Origin of the sequence: Streptomyces sp. NBC_00637 (assembly GCF_045161545.1) — a bacterium.
Classification (GTDB): Bacteria; Actinomycetota; Actinomycetes; order Streptomycetales; family Streptomycetaceae; genus Streptomyces.
The window spans coordinates 805,403-826,210 of record NZ_CP109046.1 but is presented as its reverse complement, the minus strand read 5'-3'; the positions used below and the strand labels follow the sequence as shown (position 1 = coordinate 826,210).

14 protein-coding genes and 1 pseudogene are annotated in these 20,808 nt (G+C 71.4%); 10 read left to right on the top strand and 5 right to left on the bottom strand.

What is annotated here, in order from left to right; all coding sequences use genetic code 11:
- Window positions 1–14 precede the first annotated feature (14 nt).
- From OG440_RS03530 to OG440_RS03500, 7 genes are all read left to right on the top strand, one after another.
- A complete protein-coding gene (locus tag OG440_RS03530) occupies window positions 15–2,480 on the top strand; it encodes a SpoIIE family protein phosphatase (protein WP_406005340.1) in 2,466 nt (821 codons plus the stop codon).
- 50 nt (window positions 2,481–2,530) lie between these two features.
- Complete coding sequence (locus tag OG440_RS03525; protein WP_406005339.1) at window positions 2,531–2,905, top strand: DUF6479 family protein; 375 nt, start codon at window positions 2,531–2,533, stop codon at window positions 2,903–2,905.
- Window positions 2,906–2,979: 74 nt separating this feature from the next.
- Window positions 2,980–3,162: a hypothetical protein gene (locus tag OG440_RS03520; RefSeq protein WP_406005338.1), complete on the top strand. Its 183-nt coding sequence runs from the start codon at window positions 2,980–2,982 to the stop codon at window positions 3,160–3,162.
- 65 nt (window positions 3,163–3,227) lie between these two features.
- On the top strand, window positions 3,228–4,295 hold the full coding sequence (locus OG440_RS03515; protein ID WP_406005337.1) for a glucose-1-phosphate thymidylyltransferase: 1,068 nt from the start codon (window positions 3,228–3,230) through the stop codon (window positions 4,293–4,295).
- On the top strand, window positions 4,292–5,260 hold the full coding sequence (gene rfbB / locus OG440_RS03510) for a dTDP-glucose 4,6-dehydratase (RefSeq protein WP_406005336.1): 969 nt from the start codon (window positions 4,292–4,294) through the stop codon (window positions 5,258–5,260). The genes OG440_RS03515 and rfbB overlap by 4 nt, the downstream gene beginning before the upstream one ends.
- A gap of 24 nt (window positions 5,261–5,284) precedes the next feature.
- Complete coding sequence (gene rfbD, locus OG440_RS03505) at window positions 5,285–6,193, top strand: dTDP-4-dehydrorhamnose reductase (protein ID WP_406005335.1); 909 nt, start codon at window positions 5,285–5,287, stop codon at window positions 6,191–6,193.
- Entirely contained in the window at window positions 6,180–6,983 is an 804-nt protein-coding gene (locus tag OG440_RS03500; RefSeq protein ID WP_406005334.1) for a class I SAM-dependent methyltransferase, read from the top strand. Before rfbD ends, OG440_RS03500 begins: the two co-directional genes overlap by 14 nt.
- Window positions 6,984–7,043: 60 nt before the next feature.
- Here the strand turns inward: OG440_RS03500 and rfbC are convergent, their stop codons facing one another.
- Entirely contained in the window at window positions 7,044–7,643 is a 600-nt protein-coding gene (gene rfbC / locus OG440_RS03495; protein WP_406005333.1) for a dTDP-4-dehydrorhamnose 3,5-epimerase, read from the bottom strand.
- A gap of 4 nt (window positions 7,644–7,647) precedes the next feature.
- Window positions 7,648–9,579 carry a glycosyltransferase family 2 protein gene (locus OG440_RS03490; protein ID WP_406005332.1) on the bottom strand — a complete coding sequence of 644 codons (1,932 nt, stop codon included), beginning with the start codon at window positions 9,577–9,579 and terminating at the stop codon, window positions 7,648–7,650.
- A gap of 166 nt (window positions 9,580–9,745) precedes the next feature.
- Between OG440_RS03490 and OG440_RS03485 the strand changes: the two genes are divergently transcribed.
- Window positions 9,746–10,249 carry a metallophosphoesterase family protein gene (locus OG440_RS03485; protein ID WP_406005331.1) on the top strand — a complete coding sequence of 168 codons (504 nt, stop codon included), beginning with the start codon at window positions 9,746–9,748 and terminating at the stop codon, window positions 10,247–10,249.
- Between the two features lie 330 nt (window positions 10,250–10,579).
- Here OG440_RS03485 and OG440_RS03480 read toward each other — a convergent pair.
- Window positions 10,580–11,681, bottom strand: a pseudogene (locus tag OG440_RS03480) (XdhC family protein).
- A 207-nt stretch (window positions 11,682–11,888) separates the two neighbouring features.
- Here OG440_RS03480 and OG440_RS03475 point away from each other — a divergent pair.
- Window positions 11,889–13,751: a cellulase family glycosylhydrolase gene (locus OG440_RS03475; protein WP_406005330.1), complete on the top strand. Its 1,863-nt coding sequence runs from the start codon at window positions 11,889–11,891 to the stop codon at window positions 13,749–13,751.
- A gap of 88 nt (window positions 13,752–13,839) precedes the next feature.
- Here OG440_RS03475 and OG440_RS03470 read toward each other — a convergent pair whose 3' ends face one another.
- A complete protein-coding gene (locus OG440_RS03470; protein ID WP_406005329.1) occupies window positions 13,840–15,096 on the bottom strand; it encodes a YncE family protein in 1,257 nt (418 codons plus the stop codon).
- Window positions 15,097–15,275: 179 nt separating this feature from the next.
- Between OG440_RS03470 and OG440_RS03465 the strand changes: the two genes are divergently transcribed.
- On the top strand, window positions 15,276–15,938 hold the full coding sequence (locus OG440_RS03465; RefSeq protein WP_406005328.1) for a TetR/AcrR family transcriptional regulator: 663 nt from the start codon (window positions 15,276–15,278) through the stop codon (window positions 15,936–15,938).
- Between the two features lie 15 nt (window positions 15,939–15,953).
- Here OG440_RS03465 and OG440_RS03460 read toward each other — a convergent pair whose 3' ends face one another.
- Window positions 15,954–20,774 carry a hypothetical protein gene (locus OG440_RS03460; protein ID WP_406005327.1) on the bottom strand — a complete coding sequence of 1,607 codons (4,821 nt, stop codon included), beginning with the start codon at window positions 20,772–20,774 and terminating at the stop codon, window positions 15,954–15,956.
- Between the last annotated feature and the right edge of the window lie 34 nt (window positions 20,775–20,808).

The following is a 20,808-nucleotide window of genomic DNA, read 5'->3' as shown; positions in this document are numbered from 1 at the left end:
CCTGAGGCGCTGTAATGGCGGACGTGGTCAGTGAGGGTGCCGCGCAGCGCAGAACGGGGCCCCTGCGTGCCGAAACCGCGCTCAAAACGCTCACAGCCGATCCCGCCTCACCCGACCGGACGAGACGCACCCTCGAACAGGCACTCGTCTTCGCGGGCGCGGCCCTCGCCGCGCTCTACATCCCCGGCGCCGACGGAGACCTGCTCCGCCTGATCGAATCGGCCGGCGTCCCGAGGACCCTGTACGGGCTGCGCGAGACCTACCCGCTCGACGGCCACTCGCCCGCCGCCGACGTCCACCGCGCCGGACATCCGGTGTGGCTGGGCCCGGCGGAGCTCGCCGACTGCCCGGAGGCGCGGCGGATGCCCGCCCGGGACATCCACCTGGCCGTCCTGCCCGTACACGGCGGCACCGGCGGCTGTCTGCTCGCCGTGAGCGAGCGCCCCGGCGGCTTCGGCGCCGACGACCGGGCCTGCCTGGAGCTCGTGGCCGAGGCCGTCACCCCGCCCGCCCCGGCCCCCACCGCCCCGGCCGTCCCCGCCGAGGACGAGGAACTCCTCCCGCACGCCTTCAGCCTGGCCATGGACACCGGCCGGGTCGAGGTCGGCGACGCGATCCTGGAACTGTTCGGCGTGAGCCGGGCGCGCTTCGACGGCCGGGTGGAGACGCTGCTCGGGCTCACCGTCCCCGAGGATCTGCCCTCGCTGATGTCCGTCGTCGAGGCCGGCCACATGTCGATCGGCGAGCGCGAACTGGAGTTCCGCGTCCTGCAACCCGCCGGGCCGCCGAGGTGGCTCAGGCTGCGCGGCCGGCTGCTGCCGGGCGACGGCAGACCGGCACGGCTCGTCGGCACCGTCACCGACGCCTCCACCCTGCGCGGCGAGGTCACCGACGTCGCCCGCGTCCAGCGGCTGGCCGCCGCGCTCGCCACCGCGGGCACCGTCAGCGACGTCGGCCAGGCCGTCGTCGCCGCGCTGCGCAAGCCGTTGCGGGCCGACCGGATCGCGCTCGCCGAGCTGGAGAACGACCGGCTCGTGGTCACCGTCCTCGACCCGCCCGAACCCGAGTCCTGGCCCGAGCTGTGGCAGCTGGAGTGGCGCGCCGAGTGGCCCGACGCGCCCGTGCGCGCCATGCCCACCCTCGCCGCCGCCCTGCGCGAGGGCCGCGCCCGGATCTGGCCCGCCGGCACCGCCCTGGAACCGGCCCTCGCCGAGGTCGGCCCCGGCGGCCTCGCCGTCCTGCCGCTGTCCGCCGGCGGCCGGATGGCGGGCGCCTGCCTGATCGGCTGGGACGAGCCGCACGACTTCGGCCCCGACGAACGCGCCCTGCTCACCGCCTCCGCCGGCCTCGCCGGTCAGGCCCTGACACGCGCCCGCGCCTTCGACGCCGAGCACGAACTCGTCGGCATGCTCCAGCGCCAGCTGCTCCCGCGCCGCCTGCCGGAACTGCCCGGCGCGGTGGCCGTCGCCCGCTACCTGCCGGCCACCGCGGGTCTCGAGGTGGGCGGCGACTGGTACGACGTGATCCCGCTGTCCGACCACCATGTCGCCCTGGTCATCGGCGACGTACAGGGACACAGCGCCGGCGCCGCCACCCTCATGGGCCAGATGCGCACGGCGCTGCGCGCCTACGCGGCCGAGGGGCATCCGCCGGACGTCGTGGTCTCCCACGCCAACCGGCTCCTGATGGAACTGGAGACCGACCTCTTCGTCACCTGCTGCTACGTCGACGTCGACATGGAGGAGGGCACCGCCTGGTGCGTACGGGCCGGGCACCCGCCCCCCGTCCTGCGCCACCCGGACGGATCCACCGACATCGCCGAGACGGACGGCGGCCCGCCGCTCGGCGTCGTGACCCGGGCCGAGTTCCCGATGACCCCGCTGCGCCTGCTGCCCGGCACCGTCGTCGCCCTGACCACGGACGGTCTCGTGGAGTCCGCCGACATGGACATCGACACCGGGCTGGACCGTCTGGCCCACGACCTGAGCGTGTCCGATCCCGCCCACCTGGGCCTCGTCGCCGACGCCCTGCTCGGCAACGCCCACCGCGGCGACGACGTCGCCCTGCTCCTGATGCGCTACGACGGCATGGCCGTCAAGCCGCTGCGCGAGGGCTGGACGGTGTGGCGGGTGCCCGAGGCGGCCCGGCAGGCCCGCCGCTTCACCCGGCGCACCCTGCGCGTCTGGGGCGTGCGGGCCGCGGCCATGGACACCGCCCTGCTCGTCGTCTCCGAACTGGTGACCAACGCCCTCGTGCACACCGACGGCCGGGTCCGCCTCGACCTCGTCCTGATCGACCGCCGGCTGCGCGTCGCCGTCACCGACGCCTCGCCGCGCACCCCCGTGAAGCCGACGAGCCTGGGCTGGGAGGCCACCGGCGGCCGCGGCATCCTCCTCGTCGAGGCCATGTCCGACGCCTGGGGGACGGTTCCGGTCAGCGGCGGCAAGCAGGTGTGGAGCGAGCTGGCGCTGGAACGCTGAGCCGCCGGGGCGCCGGGTGTCCGGGAGCGGGAACGGGGTACCCGCCGCCCATGGACACCTTCGCCTCCGCCTACCTCGCGGCATCCGGAAAGTCCGTGCTGGCCACCGTCGCCTTCATCGTCGTCGGGATCGCTCTCGTCGGCGGTCTGATCTGGGCCTTCCGGCTCGGCATCAAGGTCAAGGAGCGCGAGCCCGCGCCTCCGAAGCCGCACGAACAGCCCACCAGGCCCGGCTCCGGCCCGGCCCACGAGACCAGCCGGGCCCGCGAGCCCAACGAGATGCCGCGGGCGGCGGACGAGAGCGAACGCCTCACCCCGCACGAGCTGCGCCCCACCGGCAGCCGGGACAGCGCCGACCAGCGCCGCCCCCGCTGGGACGAGGGCTCCGGCGGCTCGTTCGGCAGCGGCGGCCCGGGTGCCACCTGACCCGAGGCGAGAGCCTCGCGACCGAAAGGGTCCCGGGGCGGGCGCCTCGTGACCGAGAAGGGTGATGAACCGTCGTGACCGCGCACACAGAGGAGAAACCGGTGACCCGCCGGGCCGAGACCGGCTGGGCCAGGGCCCGCAGGCTGCGCCGCGGGACGGCCGCGCCGCGCACCTGCCTGGCGGCCGTCGCCGTCCCCGGCGCGGTCGTCGGGATGCAGTCCGGCCCGGAATGGAACATCGTCAGGGGTGAGGACTGACCGGCACACGATGAATCGCGTGCGTGAATCGGTCGCGGACGGCGACCGGGGCTGGAGTGAGGCCGATGAAGGCGCTCGTGCTGTCCGGTGGCGCCGGGACACGCCTGCGGCCGATCACCTACACCTCGGCGAAGCAACTCGTACCGGTCGCCAACAAGGCCGTGCTCTTCTACGGCCTGGAGTCCATCGCCGCCGCCGGCGTCACCGAGGTCGGCGTGATCGTCGGGGACACCGCGCGGGAGATCCGGGAAGCCGTCGGCGACGGCTCCCGGTTCGGCCTCGACGTCACCTACATTCCGCAGGACAGGCCCCTCGGCCTGGCCCACGCGGTGATCGTCGCCCGTGACTTCCTCGGCGACGACGACTTCGTGATGTACCTCGGCGACAACTTCATCGTCGGCGGCATCACCGACCTCGTCGACGAGTTCCGCAGAACCCGGCCCGACGCCCAGATCCTGCTCACCCGGGTCACCGACCCCCGCGCCTTCGGCGTCGCCGAACTCGACCCCGCGGGGCAGGTCGTCGGCCTCGAGGAGAAGCCCGCGCACCCCAAGAGCGACCTCGCCCTGGTCGGCGTCTACCTCTTCACCTCCGCGATCCACGACGCGGTACGCGCCATCGAGCCGTCCCGGCGCGGCGAGCTGGAGATCACCGACGCCGTGCAGCGGCTCATCGACACCGGCGCCCGGGTGCGCTCCACGATCATCAAGGGCTACTGGAAGGACACCGGGAACGTCGTCGACATGCTGGAGGTCAACCGGACCGTGCTGGAGGGCGTCGAGCGCCGCGTCGACGGCGAGATCGACGAGGCCTCCGAGGCGGTCGGCCGGGTCGTCGTCGAGGCCGGCGCCCGGGTGGTGAACTCCCGCCTGGTCGGACCCGTCGTCCTCGGCGCGGGCAGCGAGGTCCGCGACTCCTACATCGGTCCCTTCACCTCCGTCGGCGAGAACTGCCGGATCACCGACAGCGAGCTGGAGTTCTCCATCGTGCTGCGGGACTCCTCCATCGTCGGAGTGGGCCGCATCGAGAACTCCCTGATCGGCCGGCATGTCGAGGTCACGCCCGCGACGGGCGTGTCCAGTGCCCACCGGCTGGTCCTCGGCGACCACAGCAAGGTACAGATCCACACATGAACCTCCTCGTCACCGGGGCCGCCGGATTCATCGGCTCGGCATACGTGCGCGGCCTGCTCATCCGCGACCCCGACGTGCGCATCACCGTCCTGGACAAGCTCACCTACGCGGGCAGCCTCGCGAACCTGCCGGCCGCCCACCCCCGTCTGGAGTTCACGCACGGCGACATCTGCGACACCGTCCTCGTCGACAAGCTGACCGCCGCCGCCGACCAGGTCGTCCACTTCGCCGCCGAGTCCCACGTCGACCGCTCCATCGGCGGCGCGGGCGCCTTCGTCCGCACCAACGTCCTCGGCACCCAGACGCTGCTCGACGCGGCCCTGCGGCACGGTGTCGGCCCGTTCGTGCACGTCTCCACCGACGAGGTGTACGGCTCCATCGAGACCGGCGCCTGGACCGAGGACCACCCGCTGCGCCCCACCTCCCCGTACGCCGCCTCGAAGGCCTCCTCCGACCTGATCGCCCTCTCCTACCACCGCACGCACGACCTGGACGTCCGCGTCACCCGCTGCTCGAACAACTACGGCCCGTACCAGTTCCCCGAGAAGCTGATCCCGCTCTTCGTCACCAACCTCCTGGACGGCGAGCAGGTCCCCCTCTACGGCGACGGACGCAACGTCCGCGACTGGCTGCACGTCGAGGACCACTGCGAGGCCGTCGACCTGGTCCGCACGAAGGGCCGCCCCGGCGAGGTCCACAACATCGGCGGCGGCACCCAGCTGAGCAACAGGGAGCTGACCGGACTGCTCCTCGACGCCTGCGGGGCCGACTGGGACCGGGTCCGTCACGTCGAGGACCGCAAGGGCCACGACCTGCGCTACTGCGTCGACTGGACGAAGGCCCGCACCGAGCTCGGCTACCGGCCCCGGCACGACTTCGCGGCCGGCCTCGCCGAGACGGTCGCCTGGTACCGGGACCACCGGGACTGGTGGGAACCCCTGAAACGAAAAGTGCGGGCGACATGAGGCGGACGACATGAGGCGGACGCCATGAGATGGCTGGTCACCGGGGCGGGCGGGATGCTCGGCCGGGACACGGTGGCGGAACTGGCCCGGCGCGGCGAGGACGTGACCGGCCTCGGCCGCACCGGCCTGGACATCACCCGGCCCGGGTCCGTGGCCCGGGCGTTCGCCGCGCACCGGCCCGACCTGGTGGTCAACTGCGCCGCCTACACGGCCGTCGACGCGGCCGAGAGCGACGAGGCCCGCGCGCTGCTCGTCAACGGCGAGGGGCCCCGGCTGCTCGCCGCCGCCTGCGCCGCGCACCAGGCCCGCCTGATCCAGGTCTCCACCGACTACGTCTTCGACGGCGCCGCCCGCACCCCCTACCGGGAGGACCATCCGCCGTCCCCCCGCACCGCCTACGGCCGCACCAAGCTGGCCGGCGAGCGGGCCGTGCGCGCCGAACTCCCCGACGCCTGCGCCATCGTGCGCACCGCCTGGCTCTACGGCGTCCACGGCCGCAGCTTCGTCCGCACGATGCTGGAACTGGAGACCCGCCGCGACACCGTCGACGTCGTCGACGACCAGCGCGGCCAGCCCACCTGGAGCGCGGACGTCGCCGCCTGCATCGCCGAGCTGGGACCGCGGATCGGCCGCGGTGCCACGGGCGTCTTCCACGCCACCGCGGCCGGCGAGGCCACCTGGTACGACCTGGCCCGCGAGGTGTTCCGCTCCGTCGGCGCCGACCCGGACCGGGTGCGCCCCACCACCGGCGACGCCTTTCCCCGGCCCGCGCCCCGGCCGGCCTACAGCGTCCTCGCGCACGGCCGCCGGCGCGAGGCGGGCCTGTCGCCGCCGCGGGACTGGCGCGCCGCCCTGGCCGAGGCACTTCCCCTGATCCGCAAGGCGTCCTTCGACACGGTGTCCCTCAAGGAGTCCCTTCGTGAAACGCCATGAGTTCCTGCGGGAACTGCACAAGGCCACCGCCAACCGCAACTACCTGGAGATCGGCGTCAACGACGGCCGCAGCCTGCGGCTGTCCCGGGTGCCCAGCATCGCGGTCGACCCCGCGTTCAAGGTGACCTCGGAGATCCGCTGCGACGTCCACCTGGTGAAGGCCACCAGCGACGACTTCTTCGCGCGCCGCGACCCGCTCGCCCACCTCAAGGGCGGCCGCCACCCGGTGCGCAACCTCGTCCGGGGCCGCCACCCCCTCGGCCACTGGCGCCGCACCACCCTCGACCTGTCCTTCATCGACGGCATGCACCTGTTCGAGTACGCGCTGCGTGACTTCATCAACGTCGAGAAGCACTCCGACTGGTCGAGCGTGATCGTCCTCGACGACATGCTGCCCCGCGGCGTCGACGAGGCAGCCCGCGACCGGCACACCACCGCCTGGACCGGCGACGTCTACAAGATCGTCGAGATCCTGTCCCGCTACCGCCCCGACCTGGTGGCCGTCCCCGTCGACACCCAGCCGACCGGACAGCTCGTCGTCTTCGGCGCCGACCCCCGCAACCCCGTGCTGCGCCAGAAGTACCACGAGATCGTCGCCGAGTTCGACGTCCCCGACCCGCAGAAGGTCCCCGAGGCGATCCTGGAACGGGTGCGCGCGGTGCGGCCCGAGACCCTGCTGCGGGCGGGCTTCTGGAAGCCCCTGGTACGGGCCCGCAACCGGGGTCTCGACCGCTCCCGGGGCTGGGAGCCGTTGCGCGGAGCGGTGGAGCGGGCGGCCGTCGGCCGCTGACTCGCGGCTCGCCGTCGGTCGTCGCCCGTCGGCCGTCGCCCCGCGACCTGCGGCCCGCCGTCAGCCGTCGCCCCGCAACTCCCGGTAGCGGTCCCGGCAGGCGGCGTACGACGGCAGCAGCCCCGACGCCTTCGCCCGGGCCAGCGACGGTGCCCGCGCGTCCTTCGGCGACAGCACCGGCTCCACGCCCCGCGGCCACTCGATGCCCAGCGCCGGGTCGAGCGGATGCACCCCGTGCTCGTGGTCGGGCGCGTACCCGGTCGAGCAGAGGTAGACCACGGTCGCCTCGTCGGTGAGGGCCAGGAAGGCGTGGCCGAGGCCCTCGGCGAGGAACACCGCGTGCCGGGTGTCGTCGTCCAGCCGGACCGCCTCCCACCGGCCGAACCGGGGTGAGCCCACGCGCAGGTCGACGACCACGTCGAGCACCGCCCCGCGGACACAGGTGACGTACTTGGCCTGCCCCGGCGGCACGTCGGAGAAGTGCACCCCGCGCAACACACCGCGGCGCGAGACCGAACAGTTGGCCTGGGCGATTCCCAGGTCGTAGCCCGTGGCCGCGCGGAACTCCGGCGTCCGGTACCACTCGTGGAAGCTGCCCCGCCCGTCGTGGAAGACCTTGGGCTCCAGCACCCAGGCCCCCTCGATGTCCAGTGGTCGCACGGCGTCACCTCCTGCGGGGCGTGACGCTCTGGAGCGCCCGGTACAGCACCCGCCGCACCCTGCGGGCCAGGCGCCGCACCCCGGCGGGCTGGGGCGCCGGCACCACGAGGACGCCGTCCGACGCGACGTGCAGGGCGAAGGGCAGCGGGTGGAAGCGCGCCGCGTCCGCGTCCGGGGTCAGGCAGACCGTCGCCAGCCAGGTCCCGCCCAGCAGATCGCCCACCGGCAGGACGGCCGACAGCCGGCCGCCCGGCGAGAGCGTCCCGAAGACCTCGCGGGAGCCACCGGACTTCGCCCCCGCCAGCCGCAACAGCACATCGGCGGTCTCGGGCACGTGCAGCGGCAGCACCACGTGGAGGCGGTCCTCCGCGACGGTCACGTCCTCGGCCGCCACGCGGCCCAGACCCAGCCGCCGGCCCGCGTGGCCGACGTCCAGCGCGAGGCTCGCGTACCGCTCGGTCCAGTACGGCAGCACCACGCGCCCCGCGACCACCGCGGCGGGCGGGACGGGACGCCCGTGGCGGGGCGCCGGGCCCAGCCGCAGCTCCTTGGTCCACCCGCCCAGACCGATGCGCACGAACACGTCCCACAGCCCCTCGCCCGCCGGCCCGCCGCTCAGCGCGGTGGCGGGATCGATGGTGGCGGTCGCCCGCAGGACGAGCCGCACCTGGCTGCCGTCACCGGCCGGCACCGTCTCCCGGACCACGCCCACCGGCTGGAAGTACTGCGCCGAACTGGCCCGCTCCCGCAGCAGCAGGTCGGGCACGGCCCGGTCGAACCGGCCCACGGTGTCCGTGCCCAGCCAGCGGACCGCCTCGGCGACGTCCCGCGGCGGCCACTGCGGGGACCCCCCGGCGGACGGGAAGGTCATCGGCCCGCCGTCGTGCGTCAGCTCGGCGGCGAAGGCGATCCGCAGCACGCCGCCCTGCCACGTGACGTCCTCGGGGTCGAGGGCGAGCGCGACGCCCGCCTCCCATTCCGCGAACGCGACGACGTCGTCGTAGCGCCCCTCGGCGGCCAGCGCCGCGACGACCCGCTGGGCGGGCTGGAGCGCTGCCGCCACACCCGGTCCGAACCGCTCGACGACGACCCCGTGGATCTCCTCGAACAGCTCCCTGCGGTAGTCCTCGGGCAGGCCGAGGAAGCGCGTGCCGCGCAGCCGCTCGACCATCTCCACCCGCAGCCACCGCCGGAACAGCCGGTCGCGCAGCACACCCGGCTCGGTGTACCGCTCGACGACGTCGAGGGCCTCCCGGAGGTTCTTGAAGTACCCCACCGGGTCGAACCGCTGGAAGCCCGCGTTCGCGGCGTCGTCGCGTCTGACGTGGTAGTAGCAGACGTAGTCGCCGAGCACCGAGACGTTGCCGGCGCGCAGATACGCCTCGGTGACGAAGACATGGTCCTCCAGGCGCCGCCGCCCTTCCGGGAAGCGCAGGCCGATGCGGTCCAGGAACTCCCGGCGGACCATCTTGTGCGGGGTGAGGCTGTCGATCAGCGGCGCGTTCTCGACGGTGGCGTGCGGGCGGTTGGTACGGAACAGCTCCACCGGCACCGCCCGCCCCCGGCCGGCCATCTTGCCCACGACGACGTCGGCGTCGTTCGCGACCCCGTAGTCGTACATCCGCTCCAGGGCCTCGTCGCCGAGGTGGTCGTCGTTGTCGACGAACATGACGTACTCGCCGCGGGAGACCTCGATACCGACGTTGCGGGGCTTGCCCGCCCAGCCGGAGTTCTCCTGGTGGAGGACCCGGATCCGGGAGTCCTCGGCCGCGGCCGCGTCGAGCAGGGCGGGGGTGGCGTCGGTGGAGCCGTCGTCGACGAAGATCACCTCGTACTCGTCCGGCGGGAGCGACTGCCTCAGCAGCGAGGCGAGACAGTCCTCGATGTAGGGACCGGGGTTGTAGACGGGGACGATGACGCTGACCTTGACCGGCATCGGGCTCCTGGCCCCCTTGCTGGATCGCTCTGCCGTGCTGGACCGCACTGCCTGCCGGATCACTCCGCCGCGCGGGAAGCAGGTGCGCGTGGCCCGATGCTAACCCCGTCGCGGACGCCCCACCTGTCCGGATTGCTCCCGGTCGGCGATTTTGTAGTCTGGCGCCGTGCGCCTGCTGATGATGTCCGACACCCACCTCCCCAAGCGCGCCAAGGCGCTGCCCGAACCGCTGCTCGACGAGCTCCCGCACGCGGACGTGGTGATCCACGCCGGGGACTGGGTCGACACGGACACGCTCGACCTGCTGGAGAGCCGCAGCCGGCGGGTCGTCGGCGTGTACGGCAACAACGACGGGCCCGATCTGCGCGCCCGGCTGCCCGAGGTCGCGTTCGCCGATCTGGGCGGGCTGCGGTTCGGGGTCGTCCACGAGACCGGCCCCGCCCAGGGCCGGGAGGCCCGCTGCGCTGCCCGCTTCCCCGACCTGGACGTCCTGGTCTTCGGCCACAGCCACATCCCGTGGGACACCACGGCCCCCGGCGGACCGCGTCTGCTCAACCCGGGTTCCCCGACCGACCGGCGGCGTCAGCCGCACTGCACCTACCTGACCGCCACCGTGGCCGACGGCCGGCTCACGGACCTCGTCCTGCACCGGCTGCCACCGCGCCGCTGACCCGGGTGGACGCCGTGCCGCGGAACCAGGTGGTCGCACCGCACCGGGCCGCGACACAGAACCGGGCCGCGCCCGGCCGAGAGGGTCGGGGGCGGCCCGGAACTTGCGAGTGTGCGTTGCTTCAACGGACCTCCTTCCTTCGCGAGACGAAGGACAGAGGACATTCTTTCTGTCCGTTATGTGCCGGTACCCCGTCCGTGCACGCTTCACACATCTTTTGACGCCGGCCATGGGACGACCGGAGAACAACAGAGCCGGAGAGCAACGCAACCGGAGAACAACCGGAGAGCAACCGACGAGCGACCAGGGTGGAAGGCGTCCGGGCTCGCCTCACCGCGCGCGGTGGATCGCCCCGGCCGTCGAGGTCAGCGGAGCCCCGCTGCCGCCCCAGCGCAGAGCGACGATCTCCGCGGCCACCGACACCGCGACCTCCTCGGGCGTACGGGCTCCCAGGTCCAGCCCGACCGGCGAGCGCAGCCGGGCCAGCTCGCCGTCCGTGAGTCCGGCCTCGACGAGTCGCGCCCGGCGTTCGTCGTGGGTGCGCCGGCTGCCCATCGCCCCGATGTAAGCGGCCGGCCTGCGCAGCGCCACCTCCAGCAGGGGCACGTCGAACTTCGGGTCGTGGGTCAGCACGCAGATCGCCGTCCGGCCGTCGGTGTCCGTGTCGCGCAGGTACCGGTGCGGCCACTCCACGACCACCTCCACGCCCGGCGGGAACCGCTTCGGGGTGGCGAAGACCGGCCGGGCGTCGCACACCGTGACCCGGTAGCCCAGGAAGTCGCCGATCCGGGCCACGGCGGCCGCGTAGTCGATCGCGCCGAACACCAGCATGCGCGGCGGCGGTGCGAAGGAGTGCAGGAACACCGCGACGGCGTCCTCCCGCCGCTGGCCGCGCGGCCCGTAGTGCCGGACGCCGGTGACGCCGAGGGCGAGCTCGCCGCGCGCGTCGGCCGTGACGGCCGCGTCCAGGCCCTCCGTGCCCAGCGTGCCGGCGGTCCGGTCCGGCCAGACGGCGAGCGCGGCCCCGCGGGGCGCGGGGCCGTCGGTCACCGTGGCCACCGTCACGGGCTCGCCCGCGGCGACCGACTCCGCGACGGCCCCGAACGACGGGTCACGGCCGGGCGTGACGGGACGGACGAGCAGCGTGATCTCGCCGCCGCAGGTCAGCCCCACGGCGAAGGCGTCCTCGTCGCTGAAGCCGAAGGTCTCCAGCCGGGCCGCCCCGTCGGCCACGACCTCCCGGGCCAGCTCGAACACCGCGCCCTCCACGCAGCCCCCGGAAACGCCGCCCACGACCTCGTCGTCCGGCCCCACCGCCATCGCCGCGCCCGGGTCCGCGCGGCGCGCTGCGGCTGACGGCGACCACGGTGGCGAGTCCGAAGGGCGCACCGGCCGCGTACCAGCCGGCCAGCACCGGGAGAATCTCGCGCACGATCGGTCTCCTTCCGGCCCGGCCGCGACGGCCGCGTCGGCCGTTTCCTGAACGGTAGTCCGCGGCCGGCCCGTCCGCCGGTCCGCGCCCGTGGGGGCGCCCGGTGGACCGGTGCGGCTGGATTGCCAACTGGGTTGACAGGGAAAGAACTTACTCACGGGTCAGAAGGTATTGACGATGTCCTGAAATCACCGGACTGTAGGGGACATGCCGAATATCCGGGCACGTCTGCTCGCTGTTCTGGTGGTCCTCTGCGGACTCTGTGGCTTCCTGACGACGGCGGGCTCCCCGACCGCCGGCGCGGCCACGCTCCCCGACTCCCTCTCCTTCGACGGCACGGCGCTCACCGTGTCGGGCGGCCGCTTCGTCGACGCCAACGGCCGCGAGGTCGTCCTGCGCGGCTACAACGTCTCCGGCGAGACCAAGCTCGCCGAGAACAAGGGCCTGCCCTTCGCCTCCGTCGCCGACGCCAAGAAGTCCGCGACGGCCCTGCGTGCCCTCGGCGGCGGCAACTCCGTCCGCTTCCTGCTCTCCTGGGCCTACGCCGAACCGGTGAAGGGCCAGGTCGACACCGCCTACCTGGCCGCCGCCACCGCACAGATGCAGGCCTTCCTGGACGCGGGCATCCGGGTCTACCCCGACTTCCACCAGGACCTCTACTCCCGGTACCTGTTCAACTCGGGCAGCTGGTACACCGGTGACGGCGCCCCCGCGTGGGCGGTGGCGCTCGGCGGCTACTCCGCCGAGTCCTGCGGCATCTGCATCATGTGGGGCCAGAACATCACCCAGAACGGGGCCGTGAAGGCCGGCCAGTACGACTTCTGGCACAACAGGTACGGCCTCCAGGACTACTTCCTGGACACCGCCCAGAAGACCATGGCGTACCTCAAGGCGAACCTCACCACCGAGGGGTTCACCGGCATCCTCGGCTTCGACCCCTACAACGAGCCCTACGCCGGCACCTACGACTCCGGCCAGACCAGCCGCACCTGGGAACGCGACCTGCTGTGGCCCTTCTACGTGAAGTTCCGGGCCCGGATGGACGCGGCCGGCTGGACCGACAAGCCCGCCTTCGTGGAGCCGAACCTCTTCTGGAACGGCAACGTCAGCAAGGAGGAGGGCGGCCTCCTCGACGTGGGCACGCTCGGCTCCCGCTACGTCTTCAACACCCACTTCTACGACCAGAAGGCCATCTCCGGCATCCTGATGTGGGGCAACGCGGAGAACGGCCAGTACGTGACCGACTTCGGCAACGTCCGCGACCGCGCCTCGGCGACCGCGACGACCGCCATCGTCAGCGAGTTCGGCCACCCCCTCAACGGCTCGACCGCGGGCAAGGCCCCGACCGTCCTGAAGGCGATGTACCAGGCCCTCGACTCCCGCGTGAAGGGCGTCAACTGGTGGACCACCCCGGCCGCCTCGGGCCCGGTCCTCTCCGGCTCGCAGTGGCAGTGGGACATCTACAACGGCCGCCACCACGAGCTGATGAACGGCAACGCCGGCAAGGTGCTCACCACCGGCGACGCCTGGAACGACGAGGACCTCTCCGCCGTACGCCTGGACGACAGCGGCACCGCGACCCTGCGTCAGGACGCCCGGCTGCTCGACCGGATCTACCCGAGCGCCACCTCCGGCACGACCGTCGCCTTCACCTACGAGGACCGCTCCCGCGACGGCTCCACCACCCTCACCTGGAACCCGGTCCCCAGCTCCCTGCCCAACACGGCCCAACTCGTCGGCTCCGGCCAGTACGGGCTGCTGGTGTGGCGGTCGAACGGCGGCACGGCACCCACCGAACTGCATCTGCCGGCCTCCTTCCCGACCGCCACGACGACCGTCGTCTCCGACCTCGGCACGGCGTACGCCCCGCCCGCGTACACGACGACCACGAAGATCGCCGCGGCCGCCGAACCGGGCGGCACCGGCAGCCGGCGTCTGCTGCTCAGCGCGCCGGACTCGGGCACCCTGCACTACGCCCTGGTGACCAACGGGTCGACCGCGCCGTCCGCGACCGTGCTGGCCGCCGCCCGTACGGAACTGTCGGCGTGGGTGGCCCAGAAGGTGGGGTAGCCGCGCCGTCCACGACGGCGGGGTGGGTGGCGGTGACCGCCACCCACCGCGCCGTCCACGGAGCCGTCAGCTGTCAGCCGGCCGGCCGTCAGCTGCCGGTTCCGGTCCAGTCCGCCGCGACGTGGCCGATCCGGACCCGCTGCGGGTGGTCGCCCACCGGCACCGACACGACCTTCTGCCCGGTGGCGAAGTCGATCGCCGTCACCTGGTCGGCGCCGCTCTCGGAGATGACGCAGCTCTTGCCGTCGCCGCTGACCGTGGCCCAGTAGGGCTTGGAGGCGGTGACCAGCGGGCCCTCCTGGAGCGTGGCGCGGTCGACGACCGTCGCGTAGTCGTCCATCGTGCCCGCCACGCACAGCTTCGCGCCGTCGGGGCTCATCGAGAGGCCGTGGTGACGCGAGTCGTTGACGAACGTGGTGCGGTCGTCGCTGGTCGCCGGGTTCTTCGGAAGGGTCTTCGTCCGGGTGATGCGGTCCGTGGCGAGGTCGTACTCGAAGAAGCCGTTGAAGAACGAGACCTGGAAGTACAGCTTGGACTCGTCCGGGGTGAAGACCGCCGGACGCACCGCGTCCGAGTAGTCCTTGAGGCCGATCGCGTCCAGCCGCTGCCGCATGTCGATGACCTTGACCTGCTGGTACGTGTTCGCGTCGACTACGGTGATGCGCCGGTCGCCCTTCGTGAAGTCCTGCCACGGGGCGTCCTGCGAGGTGTTCACGTCACCGATCGACATGTTGTAGATGTACTTGCCGTCCTTGGTGAAGATGTTCTCGTGCGGCTTGTCGCCGGTCTTGAACGAGCCCAGCTGCTTGCCGGTGACGATGTTCAGGACGTGCACGGTGTTCGAGATCGACGCGGACACCGCGACCCGGGTCCCGTCGGGCGAGACGGCCATGTGGTCGGAGCGGTAACCGGACACCGGGAAGCGCCAGTTGATGTTCCCGGTGGCCAGGTCGATGGAGACGACATCGGCGAAGCTGGGCCGGGAGACGACCACCGAGCTGCCGTCCGGCGTGGTGTACATGTCGTCGACGAACTGGTCGTGGCCCTCGCCGACACCGTTGCGGATGGCCTGGAAGTAGATCCACTTGATCGGATCGGCGTTGATCTCCGCCATCCGGGCGCTCTTGTCGGGGATCACGTTGATCCGGCCGACCCTGGCGAAGTCACCGCTGGACTTGATGACGTCCGCGGTGCCCTCCCAGTTGTTGCCGACGAAGAGCACCTCGCGCAGCGCGGCGGCGGTCGGGGCGTCGGAGACGGCGGTGGCGGCCGTCGCGGGGGCGGTGACGGTCAGCACGAGGGCGGCGGCTACGGAGCAAAGGTGCCTGGATCTGAAGGCAGGCATGGCTGCTCTCTCCTCTGGGGCGGAAGGCGTGGGGGCAGGGCGGAAGAGGCCGCCCAATCTGAACACGGAAGCATTCAGAACTTACTTACTGGAAAGTAAGGAAGGGGGGGCCTTCGCCACAAGACTCCGTACACGACAAAATTGGCGGCGGGGCGGCACGGAGCGACGAGGGAGGGTCAGTGGCGGGCAGGCTCAGGGCGCCGACCGGCCGGTACGGCGGCAAGTCCGCCGAGCAGCGGCAGGTCGAGCGGCGCGGGAAATTCCTGGAGGCGGCGCTGCGGCTGTTCGGGGACGTCCCCGGCTACCGGGGCACCACGGTCGCGTCGCTGAGCGAGGCGGCCGGACTGTCCACCCGTCAGTTCTACGAGGAGTTCCGCACGCTCGAGGACGTACTGGCGGCGCTGCACCTCCAGGTCAACGACTGGGCCGAGGAGGCGGTCGTGGCCGCGTTTGCCGCCGCCCAGGACGCGCCGCTCGTCGAGCGGGTCACCGCGATCTTCCGCGCCTACGCGGCCGACGTGACCTCCGACCCGCGCCGCATCCGGATCACCTTCGTGGAGATCGTCGGCGTCAGCCCCCGGATGGAGGAGCAGCGGCTGGCCCGCCGCGCCCGCTGGGTCGACCTCATCTGCGCCGAGGCGACGGCGGCCGCCGCCCGCGGCGAGGCGGCCCCCCGCGACTACCGCCTCGCGGCGACGGCCTTCATCGGCAGCGTCAACGGCCTCCTCCACGACTGGAGCGCCGGCTGGGTGGACGCGACCCTGGACGAGGTGGTCGACGAACTCGTACACCAACTCCTGGGAATTCTGCGACCACCGGGGTGGGTGCGGGGTGCCTCCTGAGGTCCGTCCGCTGTCCTAGGGCAGGTCGACGTCGAAGCCCTGCGGGGTCTGCGTGGTCCTGAACCCGAGTGTCTCCACGGCGAGCTTCAGCTTGCCCTTGCCCTTCTCCCTGCGGAACCGGCTGTAGGCGTCCATCCCGAACAGGCTCTGCAGGGCCTTTCCCAGCTCCAGCGAGGTGAGGTGCGATCCCTCGTCGCTCGCCTGCTTCACCAGGTCGAGAATCGCCTTCTGGAAGTCCTCGGGCCCGCCTCGGCCGCGCTGACGGGCTGCAAGTGAGCGCAGCACCGCAGGGTCGACCCGGTAAGGCTCCGGAGCAGGAGTGGGGACGGGCGTCTCGAGCGTGTCCTCCGGCTCGTCCGGCTGGGCGGGGGGTACAGGTTCGGGCGCCTTCACCGCGGCCGCCGGAGCGGTGACCGTGCTCGCCGTACTCAGGAGACTCTTGACCGGCTCCGCGTTGGTCAGCGCGTCGGGCGTCTCGCCGGGGTAAGTGGGTTCCCAGGCTCGCAGGCCTTCGTAGCTGAAACCGAGGTAGAACTCGACGGGCGCCTCCACGTCACGGGTCTGACGGAACCGGTTCCGGGGCGTGAAGAAGGCCGGCAGTTTGCCGCCCCTGACCCGCAGTCGTCCCGACTGGGGGCTCTTGATCTCCGTGATGATTCCCTCGACGCGCGCCAGCTCCTGTGGCCGACTCCAGAAACCGCTGGTCCCGGTCCGTTGCCGTCCCATCTCGCTGAAGTGCACCAGCCGATGTGAGCGTGCCTCGATCCCGAACCATTCGAAGCTCCACTGCCTGCGGTGCTGGCGGCTCAGGCGGGTCGACTCCTCCAGGTAGTAGCGAATGCGCTCCTCGTCCTGAGCGTCTCCCCGGTACCAGATGAGGAAGTGGAGCATGTAGAGGTAGTAGTTCGCGTCCAGGCTGTTGCGCTCGGAGGCGAACCACGCGAGACGTTCGAGGGCATGTGTCTCGGAGTACTCGGGCAACCGGCGGTAGGACTGGAACCACAGACGCAGGTCGGCGTCCGTGGCCCGGCCACTGTCGACCGTCCGCTCGGTCATCGCGGCGATGGTCCGTGCCTGCTCCTCGGGCACCTGCGACCAGTCCCGTCCGGCCTTCGCATAAAGAGTACGCGCGATGGCGAGGTCCACTTCGCCGGTTTCCGTGCCGCGGCGGCGGAGTTCCTGCCACTGCTCGACCAGCCGCTCGACATCCCCGTACATCAGGCTCAGTCGGTTGTCGAGTTTCTGGTAGTACCTGCCCTCGGCGTTGATGTTGCGGAGATTGTCGAGCAGTTCCTCGGCCCGTCCGATCTGCTCGGTCACCCAGACGGCCGACGGATCGTCGCTCTCCATGAACTCCGCGAGACTGTCGTGGGCCGAGGCCTTCCACAGACGCTCGACGACGGTCGCGATCAGTTGGATGGGGGTGGACCAGGTGAACTCGGTGTTCTTGTACTTGGCGGCGTCGGTGAACGCCTCCATCGCACGGTCGAAAAGCGGTTCGACAGAGGTGAGCAGTTCCTGAGGTGTGTGCTGGTCGCCGTCCCGGAGGAGTTGGTTGAGCGTGTTCTCGATCCAGAATCTGCGGACCATCCCCAGGGTGTGCAGATGGGTGGCGTCCCTGCCCTTGGACTTCTCGACGGCGGTGAGGACGTAGCTCTCCGCTCGGCTGAAGTCCGTCTTGTCCTTGTAGATGGCGAACCGGCCCCGATGGTTCCAGAAGTGTGCGTTGTTCGGGCACTGGGCGGTCAGCACCTCGAACACCCCTGCACCGGCCTCCGTCGTCATACTCTCGATGAGCTCGGAGAAGTCGTACGCCCGCTGCCCGTCCCCGGCCATGTTGGTACGTCGGATGAACAGCTCGTTCAGCAGTCGCGCGGTCGTACTGTTCTCGGGGCCGAGCAGGTCGGTGGTCTTCTTGATGAAGTCCACGGAGATCTTGCCGAGGCCGTACCGCTCGCCGTCCAGCTCGCCGTTCAGGACATGGTGCGCGATGAGCGGGTGCAGCAAACGAAGCGCGCCACGCTCCGCCACGACCAAGTGGCGCAGGTCCGGGCCGAGGAGCTCACTGAGTTCGGCGTCGTTCAGGGGAGAGTAGACCGGCCGCTCCCGGCGCATCCAGGCCTCGACCATCACTATCGGCAGGCCGAGTTCCTGGCCGTAGCGGGTGAGCAGCGCCAGATGGCGGGCGAGTTCCTTCTGCTCCCGGGTCAGGCGGCTGAAGTGGTTGCTCACATAGGAGGCGATGCCTTCGAACTGCTCCTCGTACACACACAGCCCGAAGAAGAACGGCGAGAGTTTCTGATCAGCCACCACGTCGGCGGCTCCCTCGGCCAGACCGTCCAGGAGCCGACGGGCGCGGTCGGTGTCCGCGCGTTCCCGGAACTTCTTGAGGAAGCGGACCCGTTCGCTGCCTTCCAGCGGGTCCAGCAGCTGGTGGTGCTTTCCGCTGCGGCGCACGTTCGTACGGTTTACCCACAGCAGAACCGCCCGCGTGTTGCGCTGGGCCAGGTAGTGGATCAACTCGTCGCGGTCGTAGTCCGGGAGTATCGCCGACTCCGCGATGACGAGCGCGGGGTAACCCGTCTCCTGATAGATCTCGTCGATGCGGTCGGCCGTCGTCTCAGAGTAGGCGCGCAGCAACACGGTCGGATAAGTGCGGTGCAGATCCCAGGCGATGCGACGGGCCAGCGTCGTGCCGCCCGCACCGGGGGAGTGGTCGAGACGAACAGTGGCGAGCTGGTGATCGTTGAGTCGTTCGGTGATGTCGTTCGCCAGGGCCCTGTGAGCGTCCCGCTCCACGTCGATGGGGACTTCCAGCTCTTGCCAGGTGGGCGGCCGACCGCGCCAGAACTCGTCCGTGCCCTGTTGGACGGCGGACGCACCCTCGGAGAGGATCTCTGAGTGCAGCACCTCCAGGTCGACCGAGAGGCGTTGCAGATCGGACCACTTCAGCGTCCAGCGCTGTCCGTCGCGGCCGGGCAGCGATGGCGACGACGTACTTCCGTCCGGTGGGAGAGACTCGGCGACGACGGTGAGGAATGCGTCGATGTCGATGCCGTTGACGGCGGGGGCCTGCGCGAGGTCCAGGCTCTCGGCGACGCCGTCGTACCGCTCATCGATGTAGTCGAGGATTCGGTCGATCTCCTGGTCCCGTCTCCCGGAGCGCAGGACCAGGACGGCGGCGGACTGGTGCGGAGTTCCCTCGTGCGTGTCGTCGACCAACTGCCGTACGCGCTGGAGGTAGCCGCGTCGACGCCACTGGTCGCCGTCCTGGGCGGTCTGCTCGTCGTGCGTGGTCCAGCCGTTGGCCATCAGCCAGTTGGTCGCATTGCCGGGTGGGACCAGCCGGTGGTTCTCACCGAACACACTGACATGACGCCGCTCCTCGAGGCTCGGCACGACGACGCTGGAAAGGCCGTTGTCGTCGCTGTCCGGATCGAGGTCGAACACGGCGGCCCAGCCGCAGTGGGCGAGCGCGGCCAGTTCCGGTTTGCCGGCCACGGAGTCGGCGACGAGGAACAGGTCCATGCCACCGTGCGTCTGCCGGAACGGCGTCCAGCGGCGTAGGGCCTCCTGGGCGGTGACCCGCGTGGCGCTGGTGCTGGTCGCGAGGCCCACTTTGTCGATCCGGCTCTCTTTGGCGATGTTCACCCACACCTCGGGGTGACGCTCGCGGAGCAGGAGCCGTGCCGCCCAGCCTGCGCTGGCCAAGGCGGCACGGCGCAGGAACATGTCGTCGACGGGCTTGGCGGCGTAGTTGAGGCCGACGGCGATCCGGGCCATGAGCATCTGCCGTTGCCAGACGTCGACCCGTTTCTGCTCGCGAGCGGCCAGGACATCCCGCGTCTCGGTGCGGATGCGGCGCAGCAGGGTGATGAGCCCCGAGTCGTTGAGGTCCAGGTCGACGCGGACCGCTACGGCCTCGTCGTCGAGCCGGGCGAGCAGCGGGAGTACTCGGCCGCTGCTGGAGTGACTGAGTCCGAACAGCAGCGCGGAGAGTTCCAAGTAGGCGTGGTCGTACAGGAGCGGAGTGGGAGCGTCCCAGTTGACGTCGATGATCCAGTAGTCGAGGTCCCTGGTCAGACGAGAACCCCGCACCATGACGTTCCGCAGGTGCAGGTCGCCGTGGGTCGGACCGCGGAAGCAGGCCAGCCCGTGTTCGGCCAGGCCGAAGCGGGGATCGAGCAGGGCGAGCGGGTTGGGCAGCAGTTCGCCCTCGTGCAGGAAGGCGTGGCCGGTTCCGTTCAGTTGCGCCAGGACCTCGCGCACGCGCTCGCCACGCTGGTCGTCCGGGAAGTCGTGGCCGAGCCAATCGCGCAGCACGGACCCGACGGTCGCCTGGTAATCCGGCTGGCCCCCGGCGGCGAGTTGGGCGGCGAGCAGTTCCCGGGCGACGCGGGCGCAGGTCTCCTCACGATCTTCGGCGTCGACGTGTTCGGCCGAGCGCAGCAGATCGAGGCTGAGTCCCGCGATGTCGTAGACGTCGACGCTGGTGCCCGATTCCTGCAGCGACTCGACGAGTTGAGGGATGCGCTCGCGGCCGTAGTCGCCCAGCCCCAGCACGAAGGCATTTTGGGCTTCGGCCTGGGGACGCCCGGTGGAGAACCCCGCCTTGAAGATGTACTGGCCGTTCAGGACGCCGCCGTCGCCGCTGTCGCGGCCGGACGTCCGGCCGATGTCGCACAGCATCACGCGGGCGGTGGTGTACCCGCCGGCGAGCGGTTTGACGATCTGCACGGAACTTGCATGCGGTAAATGAGCCCGCAGCAGCGCCAGGCCCGATTCCAACAGGTCGCGGCCGGGTTCCCCGTCGCTCTGCACCGAGTCGCGGTTCATGTCCGAAGGTTACCGACGCGGCCAGCGAATTCAT